This is a genomic window from Geodermatophilus sabuli (assembly GCF_900215145.1).
GTDB lineage: Bacteria > Actinomycetota > Actinomycetes > Mycobacteriales > Geodermatophilaceae > Geodermatophilus > Geodermatophilus sabuli.
The window spans coordinates 1-13,079 of the sequence record NZ_OBDO01000020.1 but is presented as its reverse complement, the minus strand read 5'-3'; the positions used below and the strand labels follow the sequence as shown (position 1 = coordinate 13,079).

General features: G+C 73.8%; 10 protein-coding genes. 5 read left to right on the top strand and 5 right to left on the bottom strand.

What is annotated here, in order from left to right; all coding sequences use genetic code 11:
• Positions 1 to 930 (bottom strand): nucleoside-diphosphate sugar epimerase/dehydratase (locus tag CRP39_RS26020; RefSeq protein ID WP_375791635.1); only part of this gene is annotated, 930 nt, incomplete at its 3' end.
• 1,093 nt (positions 931 to 2,023) lie between these two features.
• Here CRP39_RS26020 and CRP39_RS26525 point away from each other — a divergent pair.
• Positions 2,024 to 3,220 (top strand): hypothetical protein, encoded by a 1,197-nt coding sequence (locus CRP39_RS26525; protein WP_143426758.1) that lies wholly within the window; start codon positions 2,024 to 2,026, stop codon positions 3,218 to 3,220.
• Between the two features lie 163 nt (positions 3,221 to 3,383).
• A complete protein-coding gene (gene galE, locus CRP39_RS26010) occupies positions 3,384 to 4,352 on the top strand; it encodes a UDP-glucose 4-epimerase GalE (RefSeq protein WP_097209308.1) in 969 nt (322 codons plus the stop codon).
• 43 nt (positions 4,353 to 4,395) lie between these two features.
• On the opposite strand, the gene CRP39_RS26005 is transcribed toward galE, so the two are convergent.
• Positions 4,396 to 5,658, bottom strand: a complete 1,263-nt coding sequence (locus CRP39_RS26005) for a glycosyltransferase (protein WP_097209307.1) — start codon at positions 5,656 to 5,658, stop codon at positions 4,396 to 4,398.
• Complete coding sequence (locus CRP39_RS26000; protein WP_097209306.1) at positions 5,655 to 6,752, bottom strand: isocitrate/isopropylmalate dehydrogenase family protein; 1,098 nt, start codon at positions 6,750 to 6,752, stop codon at positions 5,655 to 5,657. The genes CRP39_RS26005 and CRP39_RS26000 overlap by 4 nt, the downstream gene beginning before the upstream one ends.
• Before the next feature lie 162 nt (positions 6,753 to 6,914).
• Here CRP39_RS26000 and CRP39_RS25995 point away from each other — a divergent pair, with 162 nt between their 5' ends.
• Together CRP39_RS25995 and CRP39_RS25990 are read left to right on the top strand one after the other, a co-directional pair.
• Positions 6,915 to 7,649, top strand: coding sequence for an RraA family protein (locus CRP39_RS25995; RefSeq protein WP_097209305.1), 735 nt, complete (start codon positions 6,915 to 6,917; stop codon positions 7,647 to 7,649).
• Positions 7,642 to 8,856, top strand: a complete 1,215-nt coding sequence (locus tag CRP39_RS25990) for a carboxylate--amine ligase (RefSeq protein WP_097209304.1) — start codon at positions 7,642 to 7,644, stop codon at positions 8,854 to 8,856. The genes CRP39_RS25995 and CRP39_RS25990 overlap by 8 nt, the downstream gene beginning before the upstream one ends.
• On the opposite strand, the gene CRP39_RS25985 is transcribed toward CRP39_RS25990, so the two are convergent.
• Both CRP39_RS25985 and CRP39_RS25980 read right to left on the bottom strand, forming a co-directional pair.
• The gene (locus tag CRP39_RS25985) at positions 8,807 to 10,003 is read right to left on the bottom strand and encodes a hypothetical protein (RefSeq protein WP_097209303.1); all 1,197 of its coding nucleotides are present in this window, start codon (positions 10,001 to 10,003) and stop codon (positions 8,807 to 8,809) included. The genes CRP39_RS25990 and CRP39_RS25985 overlap by 50 nt on opposite strands.
• Positions 10,000 to 11,544, bottom strand: coding sequence for a lipopolysaccharide biosynthesis protein (locus CRP39_RS25980; protein ID WP_097209302.1), 1,545 nt, complete (start codon positions 11,542 to 11,544; stop codon positions 10,000 to 10,002). Before CRP39_RS25980 ends, CRP39_RS25985 begins: the two co-directional genes overlap by 4 nt.
• A 500-nt stretch (positions 11,545 to 12,044) precedes the next feature.
• Here CRP39_RS25980 and CRP39_RS25975 point away from each other — a divergent pair.
• Positions 12,045 to 13,079, top strand: a 1,035-nt coding sequence (locus CRP39_RS25975; RefSeq protein ID WP_375791634.1) for a nucleoside-diphosphate sugar epimerase/dehydratase, incomplete at its 3' end; no start/stop codon positions are given.

The window sequence follows — 13,079 nt, the reverse complement described above, 5'->3', positions numbered from 1 at the left end:
CACCGCCAGGACCAGCAGCAGCGGCGCGATGGCCACCAGCGCCAGCCCCGAGACGAGCACGTCCACCAGCCGCTTCACCCGCCAGGCCGGGCTGCGGTAGGTCGCCCGGCGCAGCCGCACCAGCGGCAGCCCCCAGGCGGTGTCCATGTCCCCGGCCACGTGGTGCAGCTCGAACAGCCGCGGGACGACGAACAGCTCGCACCGGTACCGGTCACACGCCCGGATGACGTGCACCATCTCCGACTCCTTCATCGTGGAGAAGGCCACCACCACGTTGCCGACCTGCCCCGCCTCCAGGAACCGGGTCAGGGACTGCGGGCCGCCCAGCAGGGGGAGCGGCAGGTCGTCGTCCCGGTGCGGCGGGTCGGCGTCCAGGAAGCCGATCGGGTGCAGCCCGTACTCCGGGTGACTGGTCAGGATGTCGGCCACCTGGTGGCCGACCCGGCCCGCGCCGACCACGAGAGCCCGGTGCGCCACCAGCCCGCGCGAGCGCAGGCGGCGCACCACCGCGTAGCCGATCGCCCGGAGGGCGACGGCGGCGACCAGGGTCGTCACGGCGCCCCACAGGAACTGCCAGTCGATGAGGTAGTCCGCCCAGATCGCCCGCGACCAGGCGATCTGTCCGAGCACGGCGAGGGCCGCGGCGACGAGCCAGCGCCCGGCCAACGCCGGCAGGTCGTCGAGAACCGACAGCGACAGCCGCGAACGGTGCAGCCCGCCCAGCCAGAACAGCAGCACGAGGACGGCGCCGAACGCGAGCGTCTTCCGAGCCGGCGAGTCCACGTCCAGCTGGCGGCTCACGACCTCCATGCCGAGGACCCCGATGCCGACGGCGAGCGTGTCCAGGAGCACCAGGAACGGTCGGACGCCGAACTGGGCCAGGCGCGTCCACCCCGGGGAGACAGCCGCGTCCGGCGTCGGCAGGTCCACGTGTTCGATGCGGAGCGGCCTGTCCGGCTGGTGTCCGGGCGGGGCCGAGCTGCGGGTGTCACGGACCGATCGGTCGTGGGGACCCGACCGGGGGCCGGGACCGGGCAGCGGACGCGGGACTGCTGGGCGTTCCACCGCGCCGTTGTGGTGAGGAGTGCTTCGCGGCGGGACGACGACGTGCGAGCGAGTGAGGTTCCTCAACGGAAGTCCTTGTGGATGTGCGCACCGGGGGCGCGCGGGTGCGAACTGCGGCGAGAGGGAGGCATGCCCTCTCAGGGAGGCGACGGCCGCTGGCCGTGCCCGTGCGTGCTGCGGAGTGACCGGGCGTCCCCGCACGGGACGCTGGGGAGGCAGGAGGCCCGGTCAGTCGGGCCGCGCCCCCGGGTCGTCGGCTCCGCCGACGACGGACCCCGCCGCACCCGGGCCGAAACGGACGGAGGCGCGCGCCAGCGACGCGGTGCGGGCGGACTCGAGCACCGCGTGCTGCAGCCCGCCGTCGGACGCGTGCCCACCGGATCCGGAGACAGACCCCGAGGACCCGCCGGCTGACGGCCCGGCAGGGCCGGCCGGGGCAGGGGGGGTGGACGGTGTGGCCGGCGGGGGCGGCGGAACGGGCGCGAGGGGCGGTTCCACCGGCTCCGCGAGGACCGCGACGGCGACGGGTGCGCCGGATCCGAGATCGGCACCCGCGCGGTCGAGGAGCCGCCCCTCGGCCCACGTCACGCGCGTGCCGGCGGACCACTGGGCCGCCGGGGGGGCGCCGGTGGTCGGGTCAGGAGTGCCGCAGGTCCCGAGGGGCGCCATCACCACGGTGGGGGCGGGCGCAGTCGGCTCCTGCCCCGCCGCGGGCTCGTCAGGGGACAGGGCAGGAGTGGTCGCCGACGTCGCGGTGACCGGGGGAGTGGAGTCCGGGGACGGGGAGTCCGGGGGAGTGGAGTCCGTGGGAGTGGAGTCCGGGTCGGGGGCCGACTCAGCGGGCACTGGCCGGGGAGACCCGTCCACGGGAGCGGGCGGCGTGGTGCCGGCGGTGGGCCTGTCGCCGCTGGGTGGTGTCTCGGCGAGTGGGGTGCACTCCATCGGGTCGGAGCCCGCCGTGCCCGACGTCGTGTCGGCGGTGGGCTGCGTCGCCCCGTCGGTGCTGCTCTCGGTGACGACGGCCGTGCCGGCGGTGGCGACGTCTCCGGCCGGCACGGGGCAGCTCGTCGCCGGAGGAGTCGTGCCACCCGTGGCAGGACCGCTCGGCAGGGGGGCACCCGTGGCGCCGTCGCCCCCCGTCGGTGTCCCGTTGTCGGCCGAGGTACCGCCGGTGGACGGCGTCCCGGTGGGCGGCGACGTGCCACCCGAGCTGGTGCCACCGGAGGTGGGACCGGTCGGCGGCGTGGTGCCACCGGAGGTGGTACCGGTCGGCAGTGTGGTGCCACCGGAGGAGGTGCCGGTCGGCGGCGTGGTGCCACCGGAGCTGGTGCCGCCCGAGGCGGTGCCACCGGACGAGGCGGTGCCACCGGAGGTGGTGCCGGTCGGCGGCGTCGCGCCACCGGAGGCCGTGTCCTCGGCCGGGGTGTCCACGGCGGCGGGAGGCGGAGGAGGGGGCGGCGCGTCCTGCGCCACGACCGGGGTGGTCACCGGCGACGTGCTCGGGGGCGGCGTGGTCTGTGGTGGGGTGGCCGGCGCCTCGGCGGCCGGCGGCACCTCGGTGGCCGGCACTTCGGCGGCCGGCGGCACCTCGGTGGCCGGCACTTCGGCGGCCGGCGGCACCTCGGTGGCCGGCACCTCGGCGGCCGGCGGCACCTCGGCGGCCGGCGGCACCTCGGCGGCCGGCGGTGCGTCGGACGGCTCTGCCGCGGTGATCGGCGCCGGTGGTGTGTCCGTCGCTGCGACCGACGAGGCCGGCGTGCTGGCCGGTTCCTCCGCGACCGACGAGACCGGCGTGCTGGCCGGTTCCTCCGCGACCGTCGGCTCCTCGGCGTGCGCGGTACCGCTCGTGACGAGGAGCAAGGTCCAGGCCGCGGCGGCGAGCACGAGCACCTGGCACACGCGCGCGACCCAGCCCGGTCCGCGACGGTCCGGTCGGTCGACGGTGTGGTGGCATACCGCGGAGCCGGTCGGCTGGGGCACCGTCGTGGTGCCGGCCGATCGGGCGGCGGCGCCACCGATCAACACCGGGTCTCCTACGGCCGTCGTGGTTGCAGGGCTCTTGTGTCCCCGGAACACCTTCCGGGCGGGAGGTGATCCAGGGCAACCCCGAAACTGCCTGCTGTCACGCCGCTCGGCGCCTCCTCACGCTCCGTGAGTGGAGCCGGACGATGCAGTACGAACCGGGCGGTGCCAGCTGCTCTCGCCACCGGTCAGGAGCCGCTGGGTGACTGGTGCCCGCTCACCCGCGGGGGTGATGTGCGTGCCCGCGTCCGGGCGGTGCCGGCCTCCGGGCCCCTCCGCCTGGATAGCCTGCGGCGGTGACATGGCTGGTGACCGGTGGAGCCGGGTACATAGGTGCGCACATCGTCTCCGCGATGCGGGAGACCGGCGAGGAGGTCGTCGTCCTCGACGATCTGTCCTCCGGGGACCGGCAGCGCATCCCGGGCGTGCCGTTCGTGACCGGGAGCGTGCTCGACGCCGATCTCGTGGCCCGGACGGTGGCCGACCACGGCGTCCACGGCGTCGTCCACGTCGCGGCCAAGAAGCAGGTGGAGGAGTCCGTTCGGCGGCCGTTGTACTACTACCGCGAGAACGTCGAGGGTCTGCGGACGCTGCTGGAGGCGGCCACTGGAGCCGGAGTGGGCTCGCTCATCTTCTCGTCGAGCGCCGCCGTCTACGGGGCTCCGGACGTCGACGTGGTCCACGAGGACACCGACTGCCGGCCGGTGAACCCGTACGGCACGACCAAGCTCGTCGGCGAACGCATGGTCGAGGAGGTCGCGACCGCCACTGGCCTGCGGTACGTCAACCTCCGCTACTTCAACGTCGCCGGGTCGGTCGACCCCGCGCTGACCGACCGGGGCGTGTCCAACCTGGTGCCGATGGTGTTCCAGCAGCTGGAGCACAAGCGCCCCCCGCGGATCTTCGGCGACGACTACGCCACCCCCGACGGCACCTGCATCCGGGACTTCATCCACGTCGGGGACGTCGCCTCCGCCCACGTCGCCGCGGCGCGGGCGCTGGACGAGGGAGGCGTCGACGCCCTCACCGCGAACATCGGCCGGGGCGAGGGGGTGTCGGTGCGCGAGATGGTCGCCACCATCCGCGAGGTCACCGGGACGGCGGACAGCGAGTGGGCCGAGCCGACCATCGAGCCGCGCCGTACGGGTGATCCTGCCCGCGTCGTGGCCTCGGCCGACGCCATCCGCGCCGCCCTGGGCTGGCGGGCCCGCTACGGGGTGAGGGACATGGTGGAGTCGGCGTGGGCCGGGTGGACCTCCCGGTAGCGCGGGAGCGTGCCACGGCCGGATGACCGGCTCCCGCACGCGCTCACGAGCGTGAGGCAGCCGGGGAGGACAGCCGGTCGAGCAGGGCGGCCCAGCGTCGGGCGGCGGCGGCCGCACTGAACTCCTCGCGGACGACCGAACGCGCGCGCAACCCGACCTCGTGGCACCGGGCGGGATCCGCAGCCAGTTCCCGGACCAGGGCGGCGAGCTGCACGCCGTCCTCGGCCCGCAGCGCGACGCCGTCGGGCAGGCCCAGGCCCTCGAAGGCGCCCGGAGTCCCGGCAACCGGCAGGCCGTGCGCCATCCCGTCCAGCACCTTGAGCTTCACGCCGCCACCAGCGACGAGCGGGGCGACCAGGAGCCGGCGACCGAGCGCCTCGTGCAGGTCGTCGACGTAGCCGTGCAGCACGATGCCAGGGACGTCGAGCTCGGCGCGGACGTCGTCGGGGCAGTGGCCCACCACGTGCAGCACGTGCAAGGGGTCGCCCGGGTCCAGGTGGGGGAGCACCTCGTCGCGGTAGAAGCGCAGCGCCTGCAGGTTGGGCAGGTAGTCCAGGCCGCCGAGGAAGACCAGCCCGTCGCGCGGCTCCACGGGCTCTGCGGGGACGGGGACGGCCGGCGGCAGCCACTCGACGTGCCGACCGGTCCGCCGTGCCAAGAGGTCGGCCTCGGTGCGTGACACCAGGCTCACCGCGGCTGCGGAGGCGCTCACCTCCACCTCCCGGGCGGCGATCCGGCGCGCTTCCCACCCGAGCAGACGGACCGCGCCCCGGGCGGCGAGCCCTCGCAACGGGCCGGGGACACGGGCGGCCGCGAAGCCGAGCACGGCACCTGGATCGCTGCGCGCCGTCGTCCGCAGCCGCTCGTAGCGGACGCTGAGCAGATCGTCGAGGTCGACGACGACCGGCGCGCGGACGTCGACCACTGCCGTGGACAACCGCAGCGAGTCGAGGACGACGACGTCCGCGGCCACGTCCTCGACCAGCTCGGTCACCCGGCGGCGCACCGTGCCGTCCACGAACAACGACTCGTTGAGCGACTTCTCCCCGAAGGTGAGCGCGCGCAGAGCCGAGAGCGCGACGGACGGCAGCCGGGGCGAGCGGACGTGCTCGGTGCGGAACCGCCGGGTCCAGCGGCTGTCCTGTGGAGGACGGGGGGAGACGACGGCCACGGTGACCTCGTGCCCCAGGGCGGCGAGCGCCTCCGCGTGGGTCCGCAGCACCACGATCCGCCCGGTGGCCCGCTGTCCGATGTCCCGCGTCGTCACGAACAGGACGCGCAGGGCCCGGTGCCGGTCCTCGGTCACCGGCGCGTGCCCGTCTCCGACGACAGCCGGGCGACCAGCGCGTCGGCCACTGCCCGGGTGCCGGAGGCACCGGGCGCGCCGGGTGGCAGCAGGTCGTACGTGCGCACCCGGCCCTCCTGCAGGAGATCGATGACGGCTGCGTCGACCCGGTCCGCCGCGGCCGACTCGTCCAGGTGGCGCAGCAGGAGCGACCCGCAGCGGATCATCCCCAACGGGTCGGCCCGGTCGGAGCCCGCGTGGCGGGGCGCGGAGCCGTGGGCCGCCTCGAACACGGCCACACCGGGCCCGTGGTTCACCCCAGGGGCCAGGCCGACGCCCCCGGACATGGCTGCGACCAGGTCCGACAGGATGTCGCCGTACTGGTTGGTGGTGACGACGACGTCGACCTCCTCCGGCCGTCGGACGAGCTGGGCAGTGAGGTTGTCCACGAGGATGTCGTCGATCTCCAGGTCGGTGTTCTCCGCCGCCAGTTGCCGGCCGATCTCGAGGAACAGGCCGTCGGTCGCCCGCATGACCGTGGCCTTGTGCGCGACCGTCACGTGGCGACGCCCCTGCTCCCGGGCCCAGGCGACCGCGAACTCGAGCGTGCGGCGCACCGCTGCCTCGGTCGCCGGTTTCAAGGACACGGCCGCGTCGTCGGACAGCGGCGCCCCGTGTCGACGGGCCGCCTCGACGACCGCCCGGGCGCCGGGGCTGCCCGCGGCGAACTCGATGCCTGCGTAGAGGTCCTCGGTGGTCTCGCGGATCACCACGACGTCCAGGGCAGGGAAGAGGGTCGGCACACCCGGCAGCGACCGGGCCGGGCGGACCTGCGCGAAGACGTCGAGCGCCCGACGCAGCCCGGTGTTCGGGGAGGGGAACCCACCGGTCCGGCTCGTGCTCACCGGCCCCTTGAGCGCAGCGCCGGTGCGCTGGACCGATCCGATGGTCTCCTCGGGCAGCGCCGACGCGGCCCCGGCGTCCAGCGCGGGGTGTCCCAGCTGCTGCACGTCCCAGTCCACCTGGACACCGGTGGCCGCGATGACGCGGCACGCAGCATCGACGACCTCCGGTCCGATGCCGTCTCCCGGGATCAAGGTCACGTCGTGAGGCACCGGTGGAGGCTACTGGAGCCCGATCGGGTGATCGGGCCGGCCAACGCACCTGAGACCCGATTGGGTGATCGGGCCGGGCGGACCCGGCGGGATACCCTGATCCGGCCCGATCGAGGGGCGGCGCGCTCCGCGCGCCGCGGTCGGCGACACCCCGGAGGAACGATGCAGACTGGTAGTGCGCGCCCGCAGTCGGCCGAGATGACGCCGGGGCCCGGCTACCGGTTCCGGCGCAACGCGCGCCGCCCGTCGCCGGAGGTCGTGCACCGGTTCGGCGCCTTCGGTGCGGCCGACGTGTCGGACATGATGAACCGGCTCTACACGATGAACCCGTCGATCAAGCCGGTCACGCCGCGCGAGCTGCGTCTCCTGGGGCCCGCCTGCACCGTCAAGGTCTTCCCCGGGGACAACCTCATGGTGCACAAGAGCCTGGACCTGGCGAACCCGGGCGACGTGCTGGTCATCGACGCGAGCAGTTCGATGATGACCGCCGTCATCGGGGACCTGGTCTCCACCAAGGCGCGGCACCGCGGCATCGCCGGTGTCGTCGTCGACGGCCTGGTCCGGGACCTCGACGGCATCCTCGCGCTCGGCGACTTCCCGGTGTTCGCCCGCGGCACGACGCCCCTGGGGCCGCTGCACCGCGGGCCCGGGGAGGTGAACTACCCGGTCAGCGTCGGCGGCATCGTGGTGAACCCCGGGGACGTGATCGTCGGCGACGCCGACGGTGTGGTGGTGGTCCCGCAGGAGAGTGCGGACTCGATGCTGCAGCGGCTGGACACGCGCGCCGCCGGGGCGGCCGAGTACCAGAGCGCCGTGGCCCGCGGGGAGTTCTCCAACGCGTGGGTCGACTCGATGCTCGCCGCCAGCGGCCTGGAGTCGGAGCCGGATCTTGACTGAGGCCGGCCGGCCCCCCGCCGTCATCCTCGGCGGGAGCTTCAACTCGCTGTCGGTCGCCCGCGCCCTCGGTCGTCAGGGGATCCCCGTCCACGCGCTCGGCGACGGCGCCGGCGGCTCCCTCGTGAGCCACTCCCGGTACCTGAGGAGCTACCTCGACGTCGCGTCGTCGGCCACCGCGGCCGATGAGTGGATGGCGTGGCTGCGGACCGGACCGCGCGGCGCCGTCCTGCTGCCCTGCAGCGACGGCGCGCTGGAGTTCATCGCCCGGCACCGGGCGGAACTCGTCGAGATGGGGTACTGCCCGGCGGCCTCCGCCGACGAGGTGACCCTCGCGATGCTCGACAAGGAGCGCACCTACGAGCTCGCCCGCGCCGTCGGCGTGCCGGCACCACGGACCGCCGCCGTCAGCACGGTGGATGAGGTGCGCAAGGCCGGGGCCGCGATGGACTTCCCGTGTGCCCTGAAGCCGCGCCACTCGCACCTCTTCGCCCGGGCGTTCGGCAGCAAGGCGCTCATCGTGGACGACGCCGAGGAGCTCGAGGCTGCCTTCCGGGCGACGAACGAGCACGGACTGGAGATGATCGTCACCGAGATCATCCCGGGGGACGACAGCCGGTACTGCTCCTACTACAGCTATCTCGACGACGACGGCACGCCGCTGTTCCACTTCACCAAGCGCAAGCCGCGGCAGAACCCCCCTGGTTTCGGCCTCGGGACCTTCCACGTGACCGACTGGGTCCCTGACGCGGCTGAGCTCGGGCTGCGCTTCTTCACGGGCGTCGGCCTGCGCGGCGTGGGCAACGTGGAGTTCAAGCGGGACAGCAGGGACGGCCAACTCAAGATCATCGAGTGCAACCCGCGGTTCACCGCTGCGGACAAGCTCGTGCAGCGCGCGGGCATCGACATGGCCACCATCTCCTACCGTCGCGCCCTCGGGCTGCCGGTGACGGCGCCGACGACCTTCCGCCGCGGGGTCACCCAGTGGCACCCGGTCGAGGACTGGCACGCCTTCCGCGCATACCGGGCGCTCGGTCAGCTCAGCACCGTGTCGTGGCTGAGGTCCCTGGCCCGGCCCACGGGGCTGCCGATGTTCGACCCGCGGGACCCCCGCCCCAGCTCCGTCTACGCGGTGGCGTTCGCCCAGCGGGGGCTGCGGTTCACGCGGCGTCGCCTGGCGTCGCTGATCGCGGGCCGCCGGTCTCGCTGACCCACCGGCGGGGACTGCGCGCACCGGCGCGCTCCTGCAGCAGGGTCTCGAGGACGTACTCGGCGACCGGTTGCACGCCGGCGGGATTGCTGACCTGGTAGTGGTACGACAGCCCGGGCGTGCTGTTGACCTCGATCAACCCGGCGCCCGGCCACGAGATGCCGCGATCAGGGCGCGGCGTGGTGATCTCCACGCTGGCCAGGCGCAGCCCCAGGGCCCGCACGGCGGCTACTGCGTCGGCGGCGAGGGCGGGCGTGGGCTCCTCGGCCTCGCACTCGGCGGAGGAGCCCGCGTTGACCGCGCGGGCGACGGTGACCCGCTCACCCGCGGCGGGCACCGAGCCGGGCGACAGGCCCTGCCGGCGCAGCGTCAGGCAGGCGTCCAGGTCCAGACCGAGCAGGAAGAGCCCTTCGTGCCCACCGGCGGCCAGTCGTCGCCCGTTCTCGGCGAGGATCAGGTCGGTCACCGATGACGCGCCGTCCCCGAGGACCGTCGGGGGCCGCCGGCAGACTGCGCCCACCACCGTGCCGTCCAGCACCAGCATCCGGTGCTCGGTCCCCTGCAGTTGCCGCTCGATCACCAGCTCCGGGCAGTGCCGGACCGCGCTCAGCGCGGCGCGCACGAACTCCTCGACGGTCCGGACGTCGCAGGTGACACCTGCCCCGGCACCGGTGCCGTACGCCGGCTTGACCACGCAGGCCCCATGGGTGCGCAGGAAGGCGATGGCGGGGGCCGTGTCCGCGAGCGTGAAGGCGAGGGTGTCGGTGACCGGGAGCCCCGCGAGCGCCAGGTGGGCGGCGGACGCCGCGCGGTCCCCGGCGAGTTCGAGGACGACCGGGGTGTCGAGCTCCACGAGGTTCTCGCGGACCAGGGTGGCGGCCGACCCCCGGGAGATCTCGAGGAAGCCGGACGCGGACTCGTGCACCACGGCTCCGACCTGTGCCGCCGCCGACTCCCAGATCTCGCGGTAGACCCCGGTCCGGACGGCCTCCAGCGTGCCTTCCTCCTGCGCGAGCTGGCGGTGGACGCGCCGCAGGTCGTGCGGGCTCGCCAGTCCCCGGACGGCGGCCAGCGGGCTGAGCAGCCTCGCCGGGCGTCCGCCCCGGCCGACCAGGCGGAGGATCCGGACCGCGGTCGAGGCCTTCATGCGTTGCTCTTCGGGCGGCGCATCGAGGCCGCCAGGGCGGACAGTTCGCGCAGCACCGGGCGGCAGAACAGCAGCAGCATCGCGCCGGCCCCCAGTATGCCGGCCGGGATGGCGAGGGCGAGGGTCTCGGCCTCCGGCTCCATGGACAAGACGATCGGGAGCGCGGCCGCCCCGGCGCCGATGGCCGCCACGGTGCCCGGCATCATCGCCCGCAGGCTCCGGGAGGCGGGCAGGCTCAGCAGCCGGTTGGCGACCGTGAGCCGGACGGCTGCGAACACGACGCTCATCCCGAACAGTGTCGCGGCCATCGCCGTCAGCCCGAAGGGGGCGGCGAGCAACAACCCGGTGACCTTGACCACCACCATGGGGGCAACGATCTTGATGAGCAGACCCGGCCGGCCGACCGCCGGGAAGACGTCACCCGAGGCGTAGCCGATCGAGGACGCCGCCATCGACAGGGCCACGAAGAACATCGGCCCGGCGGCGTCCTCCCACTCCCAGCCGAGGAGGGCGACGGTGAGGGGCATCGAGACGACTGCCACGCCCACGCCCGCGGGAAATGCGAACAGGGTGATCAGTTGCAGCGCACGGGTGGCGACCGTCCCCAGCTCGCTGGCGTCGTCGGACCGGGCGCGCGAGTAGATCGAGAACGCCACGCTGGAGAAGATCCAGAAGACGTTGGCGAGCACGATCTCCGGCACCCGGTAGGCCAGCGTGTAGATGCCCAGGTCGTAGGGGCCCAGCTTCGCACCCACGATGTAGTAGTCGGCGTTCTCGAGCACAGCGCCGAGGATCTTGAGGGTCAGCACGGCTGTCCCGAAGCCCAGCAGGGTGCGGGCCACCGCGGTGTCCAGGCGGAAGGTGGGGAAGAAGCGTGTCGCCCACCAGGTGAGGACGACGCCGAGGCCTTCGCTGGCCAGGATGCCCACGACCAGTGCCCAAGGACCGGCTCCGGCGACCGCGAGCGGTACGGACACCGCCCCCCGGGCCACGGCGCGGGAGACCTCGACCAGCGCCCGTCTGCGGAAGGCGAGGTCCCGCCGGAGGACCGCGTCGGGCACCTGCACCAGCCCCCGCAGCAGGAAGTAGAGGAACAGGACGCGCAGCAGGTTGGTGTCATCGACGTCGAAGACCTCCGCCACGGCCGGCGCGGCGAGCACGCCGGCGAGCGTGCACACGGCTGCGATGCCCAGGTTGAGGGTGAACGCGGTCTGCACGCGCGGGGTGATCCCGCGCTCCTGCTCGTAGACGAGGGCCGATCCCACGCCGAGGTCGAGTGCCACCTCCAGGAAGGCGACGATCGCCAGGCCGACCGAGACGACGCCGAAGTCCTCCGGGACGAGGAGTCGCGCCATGACGAGGGTCACCACGAAGACGAGCAGCTTGCTCGCCGTGAACGACACGGCTGACCAGAAGAAGCTCGACCCCGCCGTCCGGGCATCCACCCGCGGCCCGGCCGAGCCGTCGGCCTCGGGAGCCGCGACAGGCGTGTCCCCGGTGGAGGTCGGCTCCGGGGCAGCGTCGCGTGTTCGTCCGCTCATGGCTCTCGCAGTTCCTCGTCCGGTGCTCGTGTCGTGTCCCGCCGCGGACGGCGACGTCCCGCATCCGGCTCGTCCTCGTTGTACCAGAGCAGGGCCGGTCTCCCGCCCGGGCCGAGCCACTCCGTCCCCCCACCGCGGGGAGCCGGCGATCGATGTTCACCCGGGTGGGCGACCTCCACCGCGAAGTGCCCGAGATCACTTCCGAGTGTCACAACCGTGCTGCTGACGGCTGCGTGGGCACCGGGGGTTCGGGCGCTGATACACACAGTGAGGGCGCGGCGCTGACCCATTGTGAGATGTCCTGCTCGAAAGGGTGACCCGCGCAGTGGACGCTCTCAGCGGTTGGCTGCAGTGATTACTGTCCGAAGCGAAGGGCTCCCGCAGGACGACGTGCGAGCGGACTCACTGCTCGCCGGGCCGGACGGCGGACGAGTCGGACGGGGTGGAGCAGCGCGGTGGCGCGGACCGGTGTCCGCCGGCTCCGGCGCCCGATGGGACACATGGACGAGGAGGGGGTCATCCTGAGCGGCAACGAGCAGCTGGCCGTCCGGCTGGACGATGCCGAGGCCGCCCCGGCGCCACCGGTGCCGGACCCTGTTCTGCAGCAGGAGAGCCCTGACTCCGTCCTCGCCCCGGCCGGTGGTGCTCCCGGATGGCTGACGCGGTGGGGGATCGGGCCGGTTCTGGCTGCCGCGGACCTCCTCGCGGTCGCGATCGGCGTCCTCGGGTTCGAGGCCATCGGGCGGGCGATCGGCGTCGACTCCCCGGCGCGGAAGATCGCCGCCTTCGGCATCGTGCTGCTCGCTCTCGTCTGGCTGGCCGGGCTCTACCGGTCCCGGCTGTCCCTCTCCGTGCTCGATGACCTCCCCGCGCTGGCCGGCCGCTGGCTGGCGGCGGTCGGGCTGGCCGTGCTCGGGCAGATCGCGTGGTCGCGAGCCGTCTGGCAGGACTACGTCATCGACTGGCAGTTCCTCTGGGGCGCGCTGGCTGCGGGCGTGGCGATGGTGGTCCTGCGAGCCGTCGGGTACGCGGTGGTGCGCCGGCTGCGCGCCCGGAGGGTGGTCGCCCACCGGGCGCTCGTCCTCGGTGCCGGCCGGATCGGGCACCAGGTCGCCGACATCCTGACCAGCCACCCCGAGTACGGCCTCGAGCCCGTCGGCTTCGTCGACTCCGACCCGATCCTGCACGGGGGCGGCACGCTCCCGGTCCTGGGCAGCCCCCGGGCGCTGACCTCGCTGCTCGCCCAGCATCAGGTCGGCGCAGTGGTGGTGGCCTTCTCCTCCATCAAGGAGTCGGACATGGTCGGGGTGATCCGAGCGTGTGACCGGTACCGGTGCGAGCTGTTCGTCGTCCCTCGGCTGTTCGAGCTCCAGCACGTGCACGACGAGATGGACAACGCCTGGGGGCTGCCGCTGGTGCGGCTGCGCCGGGCGACCTACCGCAGCCGGTCCTGGCGGGTGAAGCGGCTCATCGACGTCGCGGTGTCGGCCACCGCCCTGCTGCTGCTGGCCCCGGTCATGCTGCTGTTGGCCGCT